The 20,986-nt window shown below is 72.3% G+C and carries 18 protein-coding genes and 1 pseudogene; 7 read left to right on the top strand and 12 right to left on the bottom strand.

The genetic code is table 11. The features are described 5' to 3' along the window. Positions 1-30: 30 nt before the first annotated feature. Positions 31-1,416 carry a MocR-like pyridoxine biosynthesis transcription factor PdxR gene (gene pdxR / locus ACZ434_RS05735; protein WP_468452192.1) on the bottom strand — a complete coding sequence of 462 codons (1,386 nt, stop codon included), beginning with the start codon at positions 1,414-1,416 and terminating at the stop codon, positions 31-33. Positions 1,417-1,462: 46 nt separating this feature from the next. Between pdxR and ACZ434_RS05740 the strand changes: the two genes are divergently transcribed. Then, on the top strand, positions 1,463-1,975 hold the full coding sequence (locus ACZ434_RS05740; protein WP_468452194.1) for a carboxymuconolactone decarboxylase family protein: 513 nt from the start codon (positions 1,463-1,465) through the stop codon (positions 1,973-1,975). Between the two features lie 35 nt (positions 1,976-2,010). Here the strand turns inward: ACZ434_RS05740 and ACZ434_RS05745 are convergent, their stop codons facing one another. The 9 genes from ACZ434_RS05745 to ACZ434_RS05785 form a co-directional block, all read right to left on the bottom strand. Beyond that, entirely contained in the window at positions 2,011-2,976 is a 966-nt protein-coding gene (locus tag ACZ434_RS05745) for an ABC transporter substrate-binding protein (RefSeq protein ID WP_468452196.1), read from the bottom strand. A gap of 1 nt (position 2,977) precedes the next feature. Further along, positions 2,978-4,927 carry an ABC transporter permease gene (locus tag ACZ434_RS05750; RefSeq protein WP_468452198.1) on the bottom strand — a complete coding sequence of 650 codons (1,950 nt, stop codon included), beginning with the start codon at positions 4,925-4,927 and terminating at the stop codon, positions 2,978-2,980. Continuing rightward, positions 4,927-6,051, bottom strand: a complete 1,125-nt coding sequence (locus ACZ434_RS05755) for a quaternary amine ABC transporter ATP-binding protein (protein WP_468452200.1) — start codon at positions 6,049-6,051, stop codon at positions 4,927-4,929. The genes ACZ434_RS05750 and ACZ434_RS05755 overlap by 1 nt, the downstream gene beginning before the upstream one ends. Next, positions 6,048-7,592 carry a GMC family oxidoreductase gene (locus ACZ434_RS05760; protein ID WP_468452202.1) on the bottom strand — a complete coding sequence of 515 codons (1,545 nt, stop codon included), beginning with the start codon at positions 7,590-7,592 and terminating at the stop codon, positions 6,048-6,050. Before ACZ434_RS05760 ends, ACZ434_RS05755 begins: the two co-directional genes overlap by 4 nt. Positions 7,593-7,798: 206 nt before the next feature. Continuing rightward, positions 7,799-9,319, bottom strand: a complete 1,521-nt coding sequence (locus tag ACZ434_RS05765) for an aldehyde dehydrogenase family protein (protein WP_468452204.1) — start codon at positions 9,317-9,319, stop codon at positions 7,799-7,801. A 271-nt stretch (positions 9,320-9,590) separates the two neighbouring features. Next, on the bottom strand, positions 9,591-10,580 hold the full coding sequence (locus ACZ434_RS05770; protein ID WP_468452206.1) for a malate dehydrogenase: 990 nt from the start codon (positions 10,578-10,580) through the stop codon (positions 9,591-9,593). 500 nt (positions 10,581-11,080) lie between these two features. Continuing rightward, on the bottom strand, positions 11,081-12,250 hold the full coding sequence (locus tag ACZ434_RS05775; protein WP_468452208.1) for a helix-turn-helix domain-containing protein: 1,170 nt from the start codon (positions 12,248-12,250) through the stop codon (positions 11,081-11,083). Positions 12,251-12,881: 631 nt separating this feature from the next. Next, the gene (locus ACZ434_RS05780; RefSeq protein ID WP_468452210.1) at positions 12,882-13,397 is read right to left on the bottom strand and encodes a DUF3017 domain-containing protein; all 516 of its coding nucleotides are present in this window, start codon (positions 13,395-13,397) and stop codon (positions 12,882-12,884) included. Beyond that, a complete protein-coding gene (locus ACZ434_RS05785) occupies positions 13,387-14,241 on the bottom strand; it encodes a bifunctional methylenetetrahydrofolate dehydrogenase/methenyltetrahydrofolate cyclohydrolase (RefSeq protein ID WP_468452212.1) in 855 nt (284 codons plus the stop codon). The genes ACZ434_RS05780 and ACZ434_RS05785 overlap by 11 nt, the downstream gene beginning before the upstream one ends. Positions 14,242-14,534: 293 nt before the next feature. Here ACZ434_RS05785 and ACZ434_RS05790 point away from each other — a divergent pair, with 293 nt between their 5' ends. Next, positions 14,535-15,125: a hypothetical protein gene (locus tag ACZ434_RS05790; RefSeq protein ID WP_468452214.1), complete on the top strand. Its 591-nt coding sequence runs from the start codon at positions 14,535-14,537 to the stop codon at positions 15,123-15,125. 35 nt (positions 15,126-15,160) lie between these two features. On the opposite strand, the gene ACZ434_RS05795 is transcribed toward ACZ434_RS05790, so the two are convergent. Further along, positions 15,161-16,264 (bottom strand): ArsR family transcriptional regulator, encoded by a 1,104-nt coding sequence (locus tag ACZ434_RS05795; protein ID WP_468452216.1) that lies wholly within the window; start codon positions 16,262-16,264, stop codon positions 15,161-15,163. A 189-nt stretch (positions 16,265-16,453) separates the two neighbouring features. Between ACZ434_RS05795 and ACZ434_RS05800 the strand changes: the two genes are divergently transcribed. From ACZ434_RS05800 to ACZ434_RS05810, 3 genes and pseudogenes are all read left to right on the top strand, one after another. Then, the gene (locus ACZ434_RS05800) at positions 16,454-17,950 is read left to right on the top strand and encodes a helix-turn-helix domain-containing protein (RefSeq protein ID WP_468452218.1); all 1,497 of its coding nucleotides are present in this window, start codon (positions 16,454-16,456) and stop codon (positions 17,948-17,950) included. A 158-nt stretch (positions 17,951-18,108) separates the two neighbouring features. Next, positions 18,109-18,849, top strand: coding sequence for an FHA domain-containing protein (locus ACZ434_RS05805; RefSeq protein WP_468452220.1), 741 nt, complete (start codon positions 18,109-18,111; stop codon positions 18,847-18,849). Beyond that, a pseudogene (locus ACZ434_RS05810) lies at positions 18,846-19,742 on the top strand (protein kinase domain-containing protein); the annotation flags it as partial. The gene ACZ434_RS05805 and the pseudogene ACZ434_RS05810, both read left to right, overlap by 4 nt. Positions 19,743-19,845: 103 nt before the next feature. Here the strand turns inward: ACZ434_RS05810 and ACZ434_RS05815 are convergent. Further along, entirely contained in the window at positions 19,846-20,187 is a 342-nt protein-coding gene (locus ACZ434_RS05815) for a hypothetical protein (protein WP_468452222.1), read from the bottom strand. Positions 20,188-20,331: 144 nt separating this feature from the next. On the opposite strand from ACZ434_RS05815, the gene ACZ434_RS05820 reads away from it, so the two are divergent. Continuing rightward, a complete protein-coding gene (locus tag ACZ434_RS05820) occupies positions 20,332-20,487 on the top strand; it encodes a peptidoglycan-binding domain-containing protein (protein WP_468452224.1) in 156 nt (51 codons plus the stop codon). Positions 20,488-20,628: 141 nt separating this feature from the next. Beyond that, the coding region (locus ACZ434_RS05825; protein ID WP_468452226.1) for an ALF repeat-containing protein at positions 20,629-20,986 on the top strand (358 nt) is incomplete at its 3' end.

The following is a 20,986-nucleotide window of genomic DNA, read 5'->3' on the forward strand; positions in this document are numbered from 1 at the left end:
GGGCTTGGTGCGGAATGCGCCCTTGGTGCGTCAGGGCAGTGCCCTGCACAGGGCTTCCAGGGTGGCCGTCCAGGCGTGGTCCGGTGGTGTGGCGTAGCCGACGACCAGGGCGTCGTGCCCGGTGGTGCCGGCGGCGGGGTGACGGAAGCGGGAGAGGCCGAGGACGGCGAGGCCCTGCCAGGTGGCGGCCTGGACGACGGACTGCTCGGTGCCGGGCGGCAGTCGGAGGACGGCGTGCAGGCCGGCCGCGATGCCGGTGACGCGGACGTCGGGTGCCCGGTCGGCGAGGGCCTGGACGAGGGCGTCGCGGCGGCGCCGGTAGCGCAGCCGGGCGGCGCGGACGTGGCGGTCGTAGGCGCCGGAGGTGAGGAATTCGGCGAGGGTGAGCTGTTCGACGACGCCGACGGAGAGGCCGCCGCCGTGGGCCTCGACGGCGGGGAGCAGCGACGGGGGCACCACCATCCAGCCCAGGCGGAGGCCCGGGGCGAGGGACTTGCTGGCCGTGCCGAGGTAGACGACGTGGTCGGGGTCGAGGTCCTGGAGTGCGCCGACGGGCTGGCGGTCGTAGCGGAACTCGCCGTCGTAGTCGTCCTCCAGGATCAGTCCGCCGGTGCGGCGGGCCCAGTCGACCACCGCGGCCCGGCGCTCGGGGCGCAGGGCGCCGCCCAGGGGGAACTGGTGGGCGGGGCTGAGGAGGACCGCGTCGGCGTCGCCCGTGTCCTGGGCGCGGGTGCCGAGGGTGTCGTGGGGCAGCGGGGCGGTGTCCAGGCCGGAGCGGGTGGCGAGGTTCCAGTGGGCGTCCAGGCCGTGGGACTCCACGGCGAGGGTGCGGGCGCCGCGGTCGTGCAGGACCTCGCAGAGGAGGCGCAGGCCGTGGGCGAAGCCCGAGCAGACGACGAGGCGTTCGGGGTCGGCGCGCACGCCCCGGACGCGTGCCAGGTAGTCCGCGAGCGCGGCGCGCAGTTCGGGACGGCCGCGTGCGTCGCCGTAGCCGAAGGCGTCGTGCGGAGCGGCGGCGAGGGCGCGGCGGGTGGCCTTGAGCCATTCGGCCCGGGGGAAGGACGCGAGGTCGGGGGTGCCGGGAAGGAGGCTGTACGGGAGGCGGCCGGGCGCCCGCCGGGGGGAGCGGGCGGTGGGCGGCGGGCCGGGGACCGCCCGGTCGGCGACGCGGGTGCCGGAGCCCTGCCGTGCGGTGAGCCGGCCCTCGGCGACCAGGTCGGCGTAGGCGTCGGCGACGGTGTTGCGGGCGATGCCCAGGTCGGCGGCGAGGGAGCGGGAGGAGGGCAGCCGGGTGCCCGGTGCGAGACGGCCGGTGCGGACGGCCTCCCGCAGGGCGTCGGTCAGACCACGGCGCAGGCCGGGCCCGGCCGGGTCGAGATGAAGGTCGATGCCGAAAGTGGCCCAGCGGTCCGCCATGGAACTGGACCATACTCCTGGGCTGCCCCGCTCCTAGGCTCGATCCATGACGAACACCGAAACCACCCCGGCGGAGCCCTTCGCCGCCGAGCCGCCCGTCCGGCTGGAGTGGGCCCGGCACGCTCCCGAGGTCTACAAGGCGATGGTCCGGCTGGACTCGGCCGCCAAGAAGGGCCTCGACCCCGCGCTGTACGAGCTGGTGAAGATCCGCGCCTCCCAGATCAACCACTGCGCCTTCTGCCTGGACATGCACACCAAGGACGCCCTCGCGGCCGGTGAGAGCGTCGAGCGGATCGTGCAGCTCGCCGCGTGGGAGGAGTCGCGGCACTTCTACACGGAGAAGGAGCTCGCGGCGATCGAGCTGACGGACGCCGTCACCGAGCTGACGTCCGGCTTCGTGCCCGACGAGGTGTACGAGCGGGCCGCCGCGCGGTTCGACGAGGCGGAGCTGTCCCAGCTGATCGCCGCCATCACGGTGATCAACGCGTGGAACCGGTTCGGAGTGACGTGTCGTATGACGCCGGGGCACTACCAGCCGGGACAGCGACAGCACGGATGACGGCCGCCGGGACCGCCTCCACGCCTACGTGAGGGTCAGGGCAGCCACTCCTTCCAGACGGACTCGTGGCTGTCCACCCACTTCTCGGCCGCCTCCTGCGGTGACAGCTTCCGGTCGGCGATCATCAGGGAGACCTCGTTCTGGTCCTCGGTCGTCCACTTGAAGTTCTTGAGCAGCTCCGCCGCCTCGCCGCCGTTCTTCGCGAAGTCGGCGTTGAGGTACTTCTGCAGCGGCGTGACCGGGTAGGCGCAGGCGACCTTCGCCGGGTCGGCGTCGCAGCCCTCTTCGTACGCGGGCAGTTTCACCTCGGTCATCGGCACCTGCTCGAACAGCCACTGGGGGGTGTACCAGTAGGTGAGGAAGGGCTTCTTCTCCTTGGCGAACTGTCTGATCTGGGTGATCTGCGCGGCCTCGGAGCCGGCGAACACCACCCGGTAGTCCAGCTTCAGGTTCTTCACCAGCGCCTTGTCGTTGGTGACGTAGGACGGCGAGCCGTCCATCAGCTGGCCCTTGCCGCCGCTCTCCGGGGTGCGGAACCGCTCGGCGTACTTGTTGAGGTTCTTCCAGTCGGTGACGTCCGGATGCTTCTCGGCGAAGTACGTCGGCACGTACCAGCCGATGTGTCCGGTGACGCCGAGGTCGCCGCCGGGCGCGATCGTCTTCTTCTCCTCGACGTACCGCTGTTCCTGCTCGGGATGCCCCCAGTCCTCCAGGATCGCGTCGACCCTGCCCTGGCTGAGCGCGTCCCACGCGGGCACCTCGTCGACCTGGACGGTGTCGACGCGGTAGCCCAGCTCGTGCTCCAGCAGGTACTGGGCGACGGCCACGTTGGCCTGCGCGCCCACCCAGGACTGCACGGACAGGGTGACCGTCCGGGCGCCCTGGGCGTTCGCGAAGGGCGACGCCTGCCTGGTCATGTCGGCGGCGCCGCAGCCGGTCAGCAGCAGGAGCGCGCAGCCGGCGGCCAGCGCCGGGATCGTACGGCCCGTACGGAATCGCATGTCACGCCCCCTTCTTCGCGCGGCGTTCGGTCGGCTGGGTCACCCGGTCGAGCATCAGGCCCAGGCAGACGATGGCGGCCCCGGCCACCAGGCCGGTCGCCAGGTCGCCCTGGGCGAGGCCGAAGACGACGTCGTAGCCGAGCGCGCCCCCGCCGACCAGGCCGCCGATGATGACGACGGCGAGGACCAGGACGACGCCCTGGTTGACGGCGAGCAGCAGGGCCGGGCGGGCCAGCGGGAGCTGGACCTGGCGCAGCTGCTGGCCGCTGGTCGCGCCGAGCGAGCGGGCCGACTCCAGGGCCGCCGGATCGACCTGGCGCAGGCCCTGGGTGGTGATGCGGACGACGGCCGGCAGCGCGTAGACGATCGCGGCGGCGACGGCCGGGGCGCGGCCGACGCCGAACAGGGCGACGACGGGGATCAGGTACACGAACTGGGGCATCGTCTGGAACACGTCCAGGACGGGCCGCAGCAGCCGTTCGACACGGTCGCTGCGGGCGGCGGCGATGCCGGTCGCGAAGCCGATGACGAGGGTCACGGCGACGGCCGCGAGGACCTGGGAGAGCGTGTCGAGGGACGGGTTCCACACGCCGAGCACGCCGATCGCGGCCATGGCGAGGACGGCGGTGAGCGCGGTGCGCCAGGTGCCGATCACCAGGGCCAGGGCGGCGACGATCAGGAGCACCGCCCACCAGGGCAGACCTTGCAGACCGTCGCGGAGCGGGTCGAGGACCCAGGTGGTGAAGCGGCCCGCCCAGTCGGCGGTGCCGCCGATGACGGGGACGCCGGAGTAGAGGTGGTCGGTCATCCAGCCGACGGCCCGGTTGACCGGCTCGGCGATGCCCACGACCCATCCGCCGGGCCACTCCAGGCGGTCCGCGAGACGTCCGGCGAGCACGACGGCCACGGCGGCGATCCCGGCGTACGCCCACAGCGCGCGGGCGTGCGGCGCGGGCGCCTGTCCGAGCCGGGCGCCGGCGGCGCCGGTCACGCGGTCCAGGACCACGGCGAGCAGCACGATGGGGATGCCGGCGGCGAGCGCGGCGCCGACGTCGACCGTGGCCAGCGCCTGGTAGACGCGGTCGCCGAGACCGCCGGCGCCGATCACGGAGGCGATGACGGCCATGGACAGCGCCATCATGATCGTCTGGTTGAGTCCGAGGAGCAGTTCCTTGCGGGCCAGCGGGATGCGGGCGGTCAGCAGGCGCTGGCGGGCGGTCGTCCCGAGTGACTCGACCGCCTCCAGCACCTCCTTGTCCGCGCCGCGCAGCCCGAGCGCGGTGAGGCGGGCCATGGGCGGGGCGGCGTAGACGACGGTGGCCAGGACGGCCGCCGGGACGCCGATGCCGAACACCAGGACGACGGGGAGGAGGTAGGCGAAGGCCGGAAGGACCTGCATGGTGTCGAGGACCGGGCGCAGGACGCGGTCCATACGGTCGGACAGTCCGGCGGCGAGGCCGAGGAGCGCGCCGACGACGGCCGACGCGGTGACGGCCACGACCATGAGCGCGAGGGTCTGCATGGTCGGCACCCACATGCCGAGCAGGCCGCAGGCGAGGAACGCGGTGGCGGTTCCGAGGGCGAGGCGGAGGCCGGCGACGCGCCAGGCGATCAGGGCCGACACGGCGGTCACTCCCGCCCAGCCGACGGCGAGGAGGGCGAGGTAGACGGCGCGTACGGAGATGACGACGGCGTTGCTGACGTGGCCGAAGAAGTAGAGGAAGAGGGGGTGGGAGTCGCGGTTGTCGATGATCCAGTCGCTGGCGTTGCCGAGGGGGTCGGAGACGTTGACCGTCAGTGCCTCGGGCCAGGTGCCGGATGCCCAGCGGGCGGCGGCGAGGGGGATCAGGAGGGCGGCGAGGAGGGCGAGGGCGGCGAGTTTGCGGGCGGTGGGGTTGGTGCGGGTGCCCGGCGGGGACGGTGTTTCGGGTGCTGCCGTGAGCGTTGCCATCACACCGGCTCCTCGGTGGTGGCCGTAGCGGGTGTCGGCTCGCGGCGCTGCGCCGGTGCCGCTGCGGCACGACTGCTCGCGGCTGCGTCCGTGGTGGCTGTGCCGGCCACCACGTCCAGGAGGGCTCCCGCGTCGATGACGCCCACGCACTTGCCGGCGTCCAGTACCCGGGCGGAGGTGCCTGCGCGGGACACCGCCTCGATGGCCTTGGAGATCGTGGCGTCGGGGGACAGCGCCGGGCCCGTGTCCGCCTCTTCGGCGGAGGACGCGGGGCGCATGGCCGTGCGGACGGTCATGACGTGTTCGCGCGGGACATCGCGGACGAACGCGCGGACGTAGTCGTCGGCGGGTGAGCCCACGATCTCCTCCGGTGTGCCCAGCTGGACCACGCGGCCGTCGCGCATCAGGGCGATCCGGTCGCCGAGTTTCAGGGCTTCCTGGAGGTCGTGGGTGATGAAGACCATCGTGCGGCCCTCCTCGCGGTGCAGCCGGATCACCTCCTCCTGCATGTCACGCCGGATCAGCGGGTCGAGCGCGCTGAACGGCTCGTCGAAGAGGAGGACTTCGGGGTCGACGGCGAGGGCGCGGGCGAGGCCGACGCGCTGGCGCTGGCCGCCGGAGAGCTGGGCGGGTCTGCGCTGCTCCATGCCCTCCAGGCCGACCTTGGCGACGACCTCGGCGGCCTTCTTCCGGCGTTCCGCCTTGCCCATGCCCTGGATCTCCAGGCCGTAGGCGACGTTGTCGAGGACGGTGCGGTGCGGCAGCAGACCGAAGTGCTGGAAGACCATGGCGGCGCGGTGCCGGCGCAGTTCCCGCAGCCGTGCCCGGTCCATGGCGCGGACGTCCTCGCCGTCGATGGCGATGGTGCCCGCGGTCGGTTCGATCAGCCGGGTCAGACAGCGCACCAGGGTGGACTTGCCGGAGCCGGACAGGCCCATGACGACGAAGACCTCACCCTTGCGGACGTCGAAGCTCACGTCGCGCACGGCGGCCGTGCAGCCGGTGCGGGAGCGCAGCTCGGCGGGGTCGAGGGCGGTGAGGTCCGGGTCGCCGGGGACGCGGGCGGCCTTGGGGCCGAAGACCTTCCACAGGCCGTCGACGGAGAAGACGGGAGAGGCACTCATCGCGCGTCACCGCCGATCAGGTCGGCGGCGCGCTCGCCGACCATGAGGACGCCGATCATCGGGTTGACGGCGGTCATGGTCGGGAAGACGGAGGCGTCGGCGATGCGGATGCCGTGGAGGCCGCGGATGTGCAACTCGTGGTCGACGACCGCCTGTTCGTCGTCGGCGGCGCCCATCCTGCAGGTGCCCGCCGGGTGGTAGACGGTGTGGGCGGCCTTGCGGGCGTACTCGCTGAGCTCCTCGTCGCCGGTGACGTCCGGCCCGGGGGCCACTTCGCGCTTGAGCCAGTGGGCCAGCGGTTCGGTCCTCGCGATCTCGCGGGCGATGCGGATGCCGTCGACGAGGGTGCGGCCGTCGTAGTCGTCCTCGTCGGTGAAGTAGCGGAAGTCGAGGGCGGGCTTGACCTCCGGGTCGGCGCTGGTGAGGTAGAGGCGGCCGCGGGACTTCGGCTTGGGGATGTTCGGGGTCATGGAGACGCCGAACTCCGGCCGCTCGTAGCCCAGTCGCTCCGGGTTGTCGGTGAAGGGGATCTGGTAGAAGTGGAACATCAGGTCCGGGCCCGCGTGTTCGGGGTCGCGGCGCACGAACAGTCCGGCGTCGGAGTCCATCGCGGAGTTCTCCGGGATGGGTCCGTTCGTCTCCCAGACGATCACCGACTCGGGGTGGTCGAGCAGGTTCTCGCCGACGCCGGGCAGGTCGTGCGCGACGGGTATGCCGAGCGCCTCCAGGTCGGCCCGGGGGCCGATGCCGGAGTGCAGCAGCAGGCGCGGTGAGTCGACGGCGCCGGCGCAGAGCACGACCTCGCCCCGCGCCCTGACGAGGATCTCCTCGCCGTCCTTGGTGCGGACGTGGACGCCCTCGGCGCGGGTGCCGTTCAGCTCCAGCCGGTACGCCCATGTCTCCAGCAGGATCGTGAGGTTGGGGCGCTCGTCCATCACGGGGTGGAGGTACGCCACCGACGCCGACGAGCGTTTGTTGTCCTCCGGGTGGTAGGCGAGGTCGAAGAAGCCGACGCCCTCGGCGAACGGCTTCTTGTTGAACCCCTCGACGCGGGGGACTTCGAGGGCCGTCTGCGCGGCGTCGACGAAGTCCCGGGCGATGGCGTTGCGGTCCTTCTCGTCGACCGGGACGATGTTGTTCTTGAGGCGGGCGTAGTACGCCTCCATCTGCACCGCGCCCCAGCCCTTGGCGCCGGCCGCCTCCCACTCGTCCCAGTCGGACGGCAGCGGCTTGAACGCGATGAGCGTGTTGTGCGAGGAGCAGCCGCCGAGGACGCGGGCGCGGCTGTGCCGGATGTGCGAATTGCCGCGCGGCTGCTCGGTGGTGGGGTAGTCGTAGTCCAGCTCGCCGCCGAGCAGGCCCATCCAGCGGCGCAGGGTCAGGACGTCGTCGCGGCCGACGTCGCTGGGACCGCCCTCGATGACGGCGACGGTCACGTCGGGGTTCTCGGTCAGCCGGGAGGCGATGACGGACCCGGCGGTGCCGCCGCCTATGACGACGTAGTCGTAGATCAGTTCACGTTCGTGGGTGTGAGCGGTCATCGGGGTGGTACTCCTCCGGGACTCGGGACGGGGACGGACGGGGACAGGGGACGGACGGGGGCCGGGTGGGTGGGTAGGTAGGTCGCGGTACGGCGGGCGGCAGGGCGGGTGGTGCGGCGAGCGGTGCGACTGCCGGGAGCCGTACGGCTGTTGCGTACGGCGGCGGGGAGCGCGCGGTGCGGGGACACCGCGGGGGCGGCGGTGGGTCAGCCCGCGAACCAGCGCACCGGCCGGGGCGCCAGGTTCTGGTAGATGTGCTTGGTCTCGCGGTACTCGGCGAGACCGGCCGGGCCGAGTTCGCGGCCCACGCCGCTCTTGCCGAAGCCGCCCCACTCCGCCTGCGGGAGGTAGGGGTGGAAGTCGTTGATCCACACGGTGCCGTGGCGCAGCCGTCCGGCCACGCGCCGGGCGCGGCCCGCGTCGGCGGTCCACACGGCGCCGGCCAGTCCGTACTCGGTGTCGTTGGCGAGGGCGACGGCCTCGTCCTCGGTGCGGAAGGTCTCGACGGTGAGCACCGGGCCGAAGACCTCCTCGCGGACGACGCGCATCTCGCGGTGGCAGCGGTCGAGGACGGTCGGCTCGTAGAAGTAGCCGCCCTCGGGGCGTTCGGCGGACGGTTCGGGCCGCTTGCCGCCCGCGCGCAGCACCGCGCCCTCCTTGAGCGCGGACTCGACGTACGCCTCGACCTTCGCGCGCTGCTGTTCGGAGACCAGGGGGCCGCACTCGACGCCGTCCGCGGTGCCCCGGCCGAGCCTGATCCGCTCCGCGCGCCGGGCGAGTTCGGCGACGAAGCGGTCCCGGACCGGCTCCTCGACGATGAGGCGGGCGCCCGCGGAGCAGACCTGGCCGCTGTGGATGAAGGCCGCGTTGAGGGCCTGGTCGACGGCGGTGTCGAAGCCCTCCTCGGTGGCGCAGGCGTCGGCGAAGACGACGTTGGGGTTCTTGCCGCCGAGTTCGAGGGCCACCTTCTTCACGCCGGGCGCGGCGGCCTGGGCGACCTTGGTGCCGCTGACCAGGCCGCCGGTGAAGGAGACCAGGTCGACATCCGGGTGTCCGGCCATCCGGGCCCCGACGGTGTGGCCGGGGCCGGTGACGATGTTCGCGACACCGGCGGGCAGTCCGGCCTCGATCAGCAGGTCGATGAGGGCGACGGTGGTGAGCGGGGTGATCTCGCTGGGTTTGACGACGAAGGTGTTGCCGGCCGCGAGAGCGGGGGCGATCTTCCAGCTGGCCTGGAGCAGCGGGTAGTTCCAGGGCGTGATCAGTGCGCAGACGCCGACCGGCTCGTGCACGACGACGCTGTGGACGTCGGGCGAGCCCGCGTCGACGACCCGTCCGGGCGCCTCCCCGGCGACCAGGTCGGCGAAGTAGCGGAAGGCGTCGGCCACGCAGTCGATGTCGACGCGGCCCTCCTCGACGGTCTTGCCCGCGTCGCGGCTCTCCAGCAGACCGAGCTTCTCCCGGTCGCGGACGAGGAGTTCGGCGACCCGGCGCAGCAGTGCGGCCCGCTCGGCGACGGGGGTGGACGGCCAGGGGCCCTCGTCGAAGGCGCGGCGGGCGGCGGCCACCGCGAGGTCGGTGTCCTTCTCGTCGCCCTCCGCGACCACGGCGAACGGCAGGGCGTCCGCGGGGTCGAGGATCTCGCGGGTGGCCCCGGAGGCGGCGGCCCGCCACTCGCCCCCCGCGTGGATGGTGCCGCGCGCCCGAAGTTCTGTGCTGTCCGCCATGATCGGTAACTGCCTTCCGTTCCTGTTCCCTGTCCGTGCATCACACATGTGTCACCCACGGGACCGGGTGCTCCTGCCCTGGCGCCCCGAATGCATGCCGAATCCATGGCCGGAAGTGCGTTGAGTCACTGGATTCAAGGAGAAAAGAGACGAAAAGGCGTGGAAGCCGCCACAGGGTACGCGGCGCCCCCAACGCGACGGGCCCCCGCACCGGTGTCGACCGGTGCGGGGGCCCGTCGCCCTGCGCGGGGGAACTCCCGCGCGGGTGGGATCAGATGAGGCCGAGGCCGCGGACCGCCTCGCGCTCCTCCTCGAGCTCCTTGACGGAGGCGTCGATGCGGGCGCGGGAGAAGTCGTTGATCTCCAGGCCCTGGACGATCTCGTACTTGCCGTCCTTCACGGTGACAGGGAAGGAGGAGATGAGGCCCTCCGGGACGCCGTAGGAGCCGTCCGACGGGATGCCCATGGAGACCCAGTCACCCTCGTCGGTGCCGTTGACCCAGGTGTGCACGTGGTCGATGGCGGCGTTGGCGGCGGAGGCGGCCGACGAGGCGCCACGGGCCTCGATGATCGCGGCACCGCGCTTGGCGACGGTCGGGATGAAGTCCTCGGCCAGCCACTTCTCGTCGTTCACGACCTCGGCGGCGTTCTTGCCGGCGACGGTGGCGTGGAAGATGTCCGGGTACTGGGTGGCGGAGTGGTTGCCCCAGATCGTCAGCTTCTTGATCTCGGAGACCGGGACGCCGGTCTTCTTCGACAGCTGGGTCAGCGCGCGGTTGTGGTCCAGGCGGGTCATGGCGGTGAACCGCTCGGCCGGCACGTCCGGGGCGGCGGCCTGGGCGATCAGGGCGTTGGTGTTGGCCGGGTTGCCGACGACCAGGACGCGGATGTCGTCCGCGGCGTGGGCGTTGATGGCCTGGCCCTGCGGCTTGAAGATGCCGCCGTTGGCCTCGAGGAGGTCACCGCGCTCCATGCCCTTGGTGCGCGGGCGGGCGCCCACGAGGAGGCCGACGTTCGCACCGTCGAACGCCACGTTCGGGTCGTCCGTGATGTCGATGCCCTGCAGAAGCGGGAACGCGCAGTCGTCCAGCTCCATGGCCGTACCCTCGGCTGCCTTGAGCGCCGGGGTGATCTCCAGCAGGCGCAGCTTGACCGGCACGTCCGCGCCGAGCAGCTGGCCGGAGGCGATGCGGAAGAGCAGGGCGTAACCGATCTGGCCGGCCGCGCCGGTGACGGTGACGTTCACGGGAGTGCGGGTCATGGCGTTCTCCGTATGACAGCTGGCGGTGGGGCGGTCCCTGCCCCGGGATGCTGGATCCCGCTCCCGGCTCGTGACCGGCGTCCGCCACGATGATCGATCATCGGTTCGAATGATCGATCTCTTGGCGTCAAGAGAGATCCAGCGGTCAGGCTATCGCGCATCCGTGAGCGCGGACGGCCGGGCTCCCTGTGGCCCGCCCCACAGAGTGACGGCCCGCATACACGGGTACCGGCGCGGGCACAAAAAGGGGCGGCCGCTCCGTCCGGGAGAGGTGGGGGCGGAGCGGCCGCCGTCGGGGACCGACCGTGCCGGACTCCCGTGGGGGTACTTTCCGCGTGCCCGCCTTTCGCGGCAGCAATCACGTCCCCACGATTCCCCCACACATATCCGCCCATATGGCCTACCCCATGGGCCCGGCCCAACCCGGAGTCCGGGGCGCCGGGCCGGACGGGTGCCCTGCGGGCGGGCTACTCCGTGCAGCCCTTCTACCTGCGGGCGGGCTACTCCGTGCAGCCCTTCTCGCCGGAGGCGGCCAGCGTCGCGCAGGCCTTCGCGTCGGTCTCGTTCTCCACCGGCACCATCGCGGTGTACGTGACGGTGTCGCCGGCCGCGGAGATGGTGTCGCTCTGCGTCGACGAGCCCGAGGTGATCTCGACCGTGTCGCCCTGGGCGGCCTGGGTGATCCGCCCCCATGCCGCGCCGCAGGTCTTGCTGTAGCGGACCTCCACGGTGGCGGTGCCGACGGTCGCGGTCTGCGCCGTGGTGACGAGGTCCCCACTGCACCCCATGACCTCCGCGTCCTTCCCGGCGCAGCTCTCGCCGCTGCACTCGACGCCCGGCGGCAGGTTCGCGTCGCTGGTGGCGGTCGGCGACGGGGACTTCGTCGCCTCGTCCCTCTTCCTGTCGTCCTCGGTGCCGGTGACGTACAGCGCGGCGGCGACCAGGACGAGCGCCCCCACCGCACCGGCGATGAACGTCGAGGTCCGCTTCTTGCCGCCGGGACGGCCGGAGCCGGACTGGCGGCCGTGGCCGGAGGTGCCGCGGGGCGGCGCGCCGTACGCCCCCGCCGGTCCTCCGCCGGCGGGCGGTGCGGCGGTGGCACCGGAAGCGTGCCGGCCCGGCTGCGGCGACCCGGCGCCCGCGGAGACCCCCCAGGAGTTCCCCCCGGCCGAGCCGCTCCGGGCGCCGTCCTCGCGCACGCCGCCGGCGTCCCGTACGTCCGACGCGGTGGGCTGCTGCGGCACGCTCGGCGCGACACCGGCCGGCCCGGCGACACCCGAGCGGACCGCGGCCCCGCCCTTGCGGGATCTGCCGCCCGACGACGGCCCGGCCACCTCGCTGAGCGCGGCACGCGCCTGCGAGATCCTGATCGCCTCCATCGTCATGTCGTGACGCATCTCCGAGCGGCTCCAGGCGCGCTCGGCCAGCTCCCACATGGTGGTGAGGTGCAGCGGGTTGGTCCCGGTGACCTCGGCCAGGGCCACGATCGCGCCCTTCGGCGCGAGCAGCCGTCCGTTCAGATAACGCTCCCAGGACGTCTTGCTGTAGCCCGTGCGGTCGGAGACCGACGCGACGCTCATGCCGCTGCGGTCCACCACCCGTCGCAACTGGCTCGTGAACTCCCTGATCTGCGGATCGAGTTCATCGGGCAAGGCCTTCCAACGAGGCATTGCTTCCCCCCTCTTCCCCCCGGTTCGTGCTGTTCTTTCCCTCGCGCATGGTGCCCTCTGCCGAGTCCCTGTCCGGCTACCCACAGGGATGCCGCCAGCCAGGGTCTCAGTTCCCGGGGTGGGGGCGCACGGGAGCATCAGGGCTGCGGGCATGCCCCGTCGCACGCCTGCTCGCTTGCCGTCCAGTGTCCCACCGGTCGCCCCCTGGTCCGGACAGAACCCGCAACAAGCGGGAGGGATGTCCCGGACCGTCCCCATTGTTCCTGCTCGTCCGCTGCCGCCCGCTCCATCGCACTTCCGCGCACGGGTCCCCGCAGCGACACGGACCAGCCATGTCGGCGATCACATGAATCCCGCGCGCCCCACGTCTCGCGCCCACGCCCACATTCGCGCCCGCAGCGCACACGCACCCGCACGGAAACGGCGCGTCAGGCTTGTCGCGAGCATGTCGCAGTCGCATCGGGGCCGTCAGCGGATTCCGGGCGACGTAGCGGAACGGTCACCTCCGTGCCACAGCGGCCGGACAGCCGTTGAACAGGCGCTTCGCCGTGCAGGAGTGTGGTGCGCGGCGGCGGCCCGTCCTCTCACGGGGGTGAGGACGGGCCGCCGCCGACAGCGCCTTCGGTGCGGCTCAGCCGCTGATCGTGAAGTGCAGCAGGTCCGCCAGGAACGGGATCTTCAGCTTCGGCTCCGGCTGGACCATCAGCGCCAGCAGCACGATCCCCAGCCCCAGCCCGCCGTACGTGACGATGTCGGTGAAGCGGGAACGCACCGCGAGCATGCCGACGTTGCGCACCAGCCACCGCAGCAGGGCTCCGGCCACCAGGGCCACGCCGATCAGCAGCGTGCCGAGCCGGAACTGGTCCATCGCGGTGACCAGCAGCCCCAGCCCGACCGTGAGCAGCACGGCGAGGATCGGCCACTGCCGGGCGGGCGCGGGGGCGTCACCCGGGGCCGCCCGGCCGCCGCCCTCGGGGCGCGCGGTGTCCCGGGTGAACAGCGGGAACCGGCGGGTGGTGCGCCGCGGCCTGCCCTCGGCGTCGGGGGCGCTGACGGGATCGCGGACCGTGACGTCCTCGGGCCGCTCCGGTGTCTCCGGCGCTTCGGAGACACCGGGCGCGTCGGGGGCGTTCTGCTCAGCCGGCACTGCGCTCCGCCGCCTCGACCACGTTGACCAGCAGCTGGGCCCGGGTCATCGGGCCGACACCGCCGGGGTTCGGGGCGACCCAGCCGGCCACCTCGGCCACGCCCGGGTGGACGTCGCCCACGATCTTGCCCTCGGCGCTGCGGGAGACACCGACGTCGAGGACGGCCGCGCCCGGCTTGACGTCCTCGGGGCGGATCAGGTGGGCGCTGCCCGCCGCGGCCACGATGATGTCCGCGCGCCGCAGGTGCGCCGCCAGATCACGCGTGCCGGTGTGGCACTGGGTCACGGTGGCGTTCTCGCTGCGCCGGCTCAGCAGCAGCGGCATCGGGCGGCCGATGGTGACACCGCGTCCGACGACCACGACCTCGGCGCCCTTGATCTCCACGCCGTGGCGGCGCAGCAGCGTGATGATGCCGTTGGGGGTGCAGGGCAGCGGGGCCGGCTCGTTCAGGACGAGACGGCCGAGGTTCATCGGGTGGAGGCCGTCGGCGTCCTTCTCGGGGTCCATCAGTTCGAGGATGCGGTTCTCGTCGATGCCCTTGGGCAGCGGCAGCTGGACGATGTAGCCGGTGCAGGCGGGGTCCTCGTTCAGCTCCCGGACGACCGCCTCGATCTCCTCCTGCGTGGCCGTGTCCGGCAGTTCGCGCTGGATGGAGGCGATGCCCACCTGGGCGCAGTCGCGGTGCTTGCCGGCGACGTACTTCTGGCTGCCGGGGTCCTCCCCCACGAGGATCGTGCCGAGGCCGGGCGTGACGCCCTTCTCCTTCAGCGCCGCCACGCGGGCGGTCAGATCGGACTTGATCTCGGCTGCGGTGGCCTTGCCATCGAGAATCTGGGCGGTCATGCCCCCATCCTCGCGGATGACGGGGTCCCGGTTCCAATCAGCCCGCATTCCGGGCCGCCCGGGCGCCCGCACCCCGCAACCGATCCGCTTCCGCCCGAACCGTCCCAAGATCAGCGATGTTGCACTTGCACAACACATACGGCGTACGCCTGGACAAGGAAAGGAACGGTCAAGAACGATGAGTGGCGCAGTACCGCGGGCAGAACCGGGGGGACGGACCGCATCCATGGGACTTCCTCCGCGCCGCCCCCGCGTCGTCCCCGCACCTGAAGCGCAACGGAGGAACAAGCGCCATGAGTTTCGGCGACCCGAACAACCCCTACGGGCAGCCTCCCCAGCAGCCCCCGGCCGGACCCGGCTACGGCTACCCCCAGCAGCCCGGAGCCCCGCAGCAGGGCTACGGCTACCCCGCGGCCCCGCCGATGTCCCAGCCGTACGGCGGCGGCTACGCCCCCGCCCAGATGCCCGGCATCACCCGCGCCGCGCAGATCCTGCTCGCCGTGATCGCCGCGGCCCACGTGATCATCGCGGGCGTGTACGCCGTGGCACTGGCCGAGTGGGACGAGCTGGTGGACGAGGCCGGCCTCACCAATGACGTCAACGCCGAGGAGTTCGCCGACCTGGGCAAGGGCGTCATCGTCTTCTTCGTCGGCCTGGCCTCCGTCTTCGCGGTCCTCGGCCTGGTGCTGCTGCTCCAGTACGCCAAGGGCGGCAACGGCGTCCGCGTCTGCTCGATCGTGTACGCCTCGTTCGCGATCGTCAGCGGCATCTTCGCCCTGGGCATGTACGCCCTCGGCCTGCTCCTCTGGGTCGTCTCCATCCTGGTGATCGTCTTCGCGGCGAAGCGCGCCAGCGCGGAATGGTTCAGGCGACCGAGGTACTGAACGGCCGTGGCGCCACCACCGGTTCGCGCCATCCGCTACCGGGCCGTGTCCCACCCGTACGAGGGGGACACGGCCCTGCTGCGTCCGGGGCCACCGGTTCGGACCGGTGTGCCGGCGGACTCCCCGTCCGCCTTCCGCAGGGCGGTGCGCAGCACGGAGGCGCCCGTGGGGGTGAGGGTGTGCAGCACGGACGGCCCGTTGCGGATGGTGGTGATGAGGCCCGCATCGCGCAGGGCGGTGGCGTGTCTGCTCGCGGCGGACGCCGAGACGCCGGCGGCGCGCGCGATCTCACCGGTCGTCGCACCGGTCGACGCGGCGTGCAGGGCGATCGCCCGAGCGCGCCCGAGCAGGTTGCTCAGGGACCGCCCCGGACCGTCGGCGCCGCCGGGGCCGCCGGGACCATCCGGCCCGGCCGGTTCATGGAGCAGGGAGTAGCGGAGCACCGGCGGCAGTTCGGGGTCCGCGAAGGCGACCGGCTCTCCCCAGTTGAAGTAGGAGGGGACGAGCGTGATCCCACGGCCGTTCAGGTACAGGTCGCGGTCCGCCGCCTGCTGGGGGTAACTGACCTCCAGGACGGGAGGCCGCCAGCGCATCAGCGGCCCGAGGCCGGCGAGCATGCCTTCCACGCCTCCGTCCAGCAGGTCACGGCGGCGCACGGCCCGCTCACCCTCGACACGGGCCCACATCCGCTCCTCGTGCGGGACGACGACCGTCCCGTAGTAGGCGCGCAGCATCGTCACGAACTCCCTGCGCTCCTCCGGCCCGGCCAGCCGCGCGGCCCACGGAGGCGCTCCGACGGTCCGGTCGAGGAGGGTCATCTCCTCCCGGACGCGCTGCGGCGCAGTGGCCAGCACGGCCTCGATCCCGGAGTCCCAGTCGCCCACGCCCTGGGCGGGCGTCAGGAAGTCCGGGAAGTACGCGGCCCTCGGATACAGCGGGAGGAGCACGCCGCGTACCAGGCGCCCCAGCCCCTCCGCCCGTATCCGCTCCCGCGCCGTGCGGTACCACGCGGCATGGGCCCAGCGCCCCGTCCGGGTCTGCAACCGGTGCAGGCTGGCAGCGACTTCCCAGAGAGGGTCCGGGGCTGCGGCGATCCTGGTCCTGCCCAGGTCGGCGTCGCTGAAATGGATGCGGAGCATCTCGTTCCTCCCCTGTGGACCGCGCTTTTGCCGTGCAGCGCAATGCCGTGGTCGGACGTCGTCGGCTGAGCGATCGTAGGAAGCGGGAATCAACAGGCCCTGTACAAGGGCTCAACGAGGTTTCGCGACGGTCTCCGGAGACATGGATCGACACGGAAACGAGCGGGGAGGAAAAGGCGGAGGAGAGCTGTGCCGACACCTCAGGTACTCGACGAGTTGCTGCGCCGGCTGAGGCGCCGTGGCGGACAGGACGCCGCCGGAGAACCGCAGGCGCTGATCGACTGGTTGGGCCGGCAGATCGGCGCGGAGGTCGCACTCGTCGACCACACGGGCACGGTGGACCTGTCCACCGCCCGGTTCGCGCCGGACATCCTCGCCGGTGTCCGGCCGGCGCTGACGCGGTTGTCCAGTGGACGCCTGGCCGCCGTGGCTTCGCAGGTCGGCGCGGTCCATGTGCGGTGCGAGGCACTGGGACGGCAGGTGCCGCGTCCGGTGCTGGCCGTGGTCAGCCCGTCACCGCTGCCCCGGGCGTCGACGACGCTGGCGTCCCATGTCGGCACCCTGACCGAGATGGTGCGACGCGCCCGGCAGGCCGACGACCTCGCGTCCCGGCATCGGCAGGCCGCGGCACAGCTGCGCCTGGCGGTCTTCATGGCCCTGATGACCGGAGACCTGACGCTGGCCCGCAGGATGACGACCGGTGCCGTTCCGCCGTTGCTCGACGCCGAACGTCTCCGCATCCACCTGCTGCGTTGTCCGCCCTCGGACCACGGCAGGATCATCGACACCTACCAGGATGCGTCCGGGTATCACGGTCGCGGCCTGATGGTGCGCTGCCCCGTCCACGGCGACCATCTCATCTGTCTGCTGCCCACGGACGACGATGCCGACGGCACCGGCGGCGGCCTGGCCGCGCCCCTGCGGGAGCTGGTACGCGACAATCCCCACTACGCGCTGGGAATCAGCGCGCCCGCGCCCTTGCCGGCCACCGCCCAGGCGTACGACCAGGCCCGCCACGCCCTGGCTGTCGCCCGTCACACGCCCGACCGGGTCGTCGACCACCATGGCAGGCCGCCGCTCGCCGGCCTGCTCCCCCGCCGGCAGGCGCTGGCCTGGGCCCGGGCGTTCCTGGAGCCGCTCAGGGAAGCCCCCCGGCTCACCGTCGACATCGCCGGCCTCGCCCTGAACTTTCCCCGCTCGGGTGTGGCGCGGCTGCTCGGCGTCAGCCGCAACACCGTCACCGCCCACCTCAAGCACGTCCAGGACGTCCTCGGTCTCGACCTGCGCGACCCCCACAGCCGCGCCGATCTCGCCCTGGCCCTGGCGATCACCGGCCTCCCGTCATCCGCAGGCGACACCGTGGCCGTGCCCTCGCCGCCCCCTTCGACGGACCGTCTGCTGTCCACCGAGGCAGCCGTCACCTGGGCCCACGCCTTCCTCGAGCCCTTGCTGCTCCGCGCCGACGGCACCGTGCCTCGCACCCTGCGCGCCTGGATCGAGGCCGGCGCCGACGCCCAGCGGACCGCCCGCGACCTCGGCATCAGCCGCACCACCGTTCGCGCCCATCTGTGCACCGCCGAACAGCTCCTGCGACGCGGCCTCCTGACCCCGGGCCCCGGCACCCACGAACTGGTCCACGCGTTCCGCATCGCCGACCGTGCACCGTGGACAGCGCCACACCCGTGACTGCGCACCGTGCGCAGTGGCAGCCGCCCACGGCGCTTCCTACAGTCGGAACGGCCCGGGTCCGCCATCTCTCCACAGTCATCGGACGTGGTGATCAACCTGGAAAGGACCGATTTCAGGTTGTGTGACCGTAGGGATCCGACAGGGGGAACGCATCCATGTACAGCATCATCGTGGTGCCGCCGGCATGTGCGAGACCGGACGGCCAGATCAGGATCGCCACGGGTGAGCAGCTCGCCTTCGGCCGGGGCGAGCAGGCCCGCGGTCTCACCATCGCGCACGAGGGGGTGCCGCGGACCGCCGGGGTGATCACCGCGCACCGGAACTTCTGGCTGCTGAACAACCACAGCGAGGACCAGACCTACGTCGTCGAGAACCCGGAGGGCGCCGGCGAGCACATCAAGGTCGCGCCGGGCCGTATGGACGCGCCGGTACCGTTCGAGTTCGCCCGTGTCGTCCTGCCCGCCGCGGGGGACCTGCTGACCTTCGACGTCTGGGCGCCGCGACACACCTTCCGCAGCGTCACCCGGCACGGAGTCCCTGGTGCTCTCACCACTCCGGCGTTCACGCTCGACCGCACCAGGCGGTACTTCGCGGTGCTGGCCGCCCTGTGCGAACCCCGCCTGCGGGGCGAACCGCACGCCCCCCTGCCGACCGTCGAGCACCTCGTCGAACGGCTGGCCCCGGCCTGGCCGACGGTCACCCGCTCCACCGTCTACTGGAACATCGACTACCTCGCACTCAAACTGCGGCTGCGGCCGAGTCCCGACACGGCACAGCCGGGTCAGCGCCTGAGCGGCAAGAAGGAGTCCCTCGTGTCGCTGGCACTCCGCTTCGACCTGGTCCACGAGGACGACCTGGTCGTGCTCGCCGCGCCCAGGGGCAGGGTGCGGGTGTGACCAGCGGCCGGCCGCACACCGTCGCCGTCCCGAGGGGTTACCGGATCGGACGCTGGGAGGTCGGCGAGCCCCTGGGCTCGGGTGCGTTCGCCACCGTCCACGCCGGGCGGCTCGTCGACGAGGGCCCGGCGGAACTCCCCCGCCGGGCAGCGCTGAAGGTCCTGCCCACCGGCACCCGCGCCCGGCGCCGGCGGCATCACGTGCGTGAGCTGGCGGAGCGTGAGGTCGACTTCCTCGGCCGACTCCACTCGCCACGGCTGGTCCGGATGTACGAAACCCTCACCGTGGACGACCCGGTCCACCGGGAACTCGACGGCGCCACCGTGCTCGTGCTGGAACGGGCCGAGCGGTCACTGGACGCCGTACCGCATCCGGTGCTCTCGCCCGGTCCCGTGCTCACGCAGATCTGCGAGGGGCTGACGCACGTGCACCGGGCGGGGTGGGTACTCGGTGACCTGAAGCCGGCCAATGTGCTGCTGATGGCGGACGGTTCGGTACGGCTGGCCGACTTCAGCACGGCCGCCGAGCTGGAGGGCACCCACGCCTACGCCCCCGCGTTCGCCACCCCGGACTACACCCCGCCCGAACTCCTCTGGCCGGAGACCGACGCGCGGGGCGCCCGGATCCGGCCCACCGCCGACATCTGGGCCTTCGGCGTGCTGGCCCACACCGTGCTGACCGGTTCGTTCCCGCTCCCGGGCGGCACCGCGGAGGCACGCAACGACGCGGCTCTGCGCTACGTACGCGGCGCGGAGAAGCTGCGGCTGTCTCCCGGACTCCCGGAGGAGTGGCGGGGAATCGTACGGGACTGTCTGGCCCCCACCCACGAGGACCGTGCCATGGACACGGCGGCACTGCTGCGCCGCGTGGAGCAGGCCGCGGGCACCGCGCGGCCGCACCCGGCCACCTTCCCGGAGCGGGCCGAGCCGGCAGCGGACGGAACGGGCGCCTCCCGCCGGAGGGAGGCGCCCACGCGGTGTCCGCGCCCGGACGGGCCTACGGATAGAGGGTGAGGTAGTTCGCTGTGGGGCAGTCGCAGTCCTTGTGCTGCGACGCCTCGATCTTGTACACCGGGCTCCGCCTCGTGGCCTCCTTGCTACCGCTGCCCCACGTACCCCACTTCCCCTGCACCTTGATGCGGACGTAGGCGTGGCCCTGGCAACTACCGCCGGACTTCACGGTGGTGGCCACATGGGCGCTGAGCTTGCCGGTGTACTTGCTGTCCACCCGGCAGTCCCGATACCAGGAGTCGGAACTGGCGGTCGCCGGTGCTGCGGCCAGCATCGTCACGCTCATCGCCGCGACGGCCAAGGCCGCCCCGTACCCGTACCGTGCCATGGGTCCTCCCCGTTTCTGTGAAAGGGCGGGGCATCGGCGATCTGCGAGCCCCGTCCGCAGTCTGAAGGACTCCGGCCTCCCGCCGTCCCTGCAACTTTCCAGGTTCCCCCGGCCACCGGACCCGTCCACCGTGGTCACGGCGCGGTGGAGGTCGACGGCGAGTACGGACCGACCACCGAACGGCAGCTGGAGATCGTGCAGGCCACTCTGGGCCTCGACGACGACGGCATGGACGGCCCGAAGACCCGCAACAGGCTGAAGTGGGGGAACACCACCGGCCATTGCGTCACTCCGCCGTAGACACGCGGGGTCACCATGGCAGTGACCGGGCGTCAGGATTGCCTTGGTCCGGCAGTGATCCCCGGCCGGGAACGGTGGGAGGGTGTTCGGGCGGCTGTCGCCGCACTGGACAAGGCCCGTACCACTAAGGCAGGTTGACGTATGAGACTGACCCGCGGAGTTCTGCTGGTGGCCGCCACCGCACTCACGCCGGCCCTCCTCCTCACCACCCCGGCCTTCGCCGCGGACCCGGCTCCGACGTCCGTCGCCGCCACGACGGTGGCGGACACGGTCAGCTCCGATACGCCGGTGGACGAGATGTCGGAGGAAGAACTCCGCTCCGCCATCTCCCGCATCCTGGCCGACCCGGACTCCGGCAAGGGCCTCACACGGGAGGCCGGTGAAGCCCTCGACGGCACCGTGGAGGACATGCGCGAGTTCCTGAGGACCGGCTACCGCCTCGCCCGGTTCGAGGACGACCGGGTCGCCATCTTCCGCATACTCGCCGACCCCGACTCCG

It is taken from the genome of Streptomyces sp. NPDC030893 (assembly GCF_055571535.1).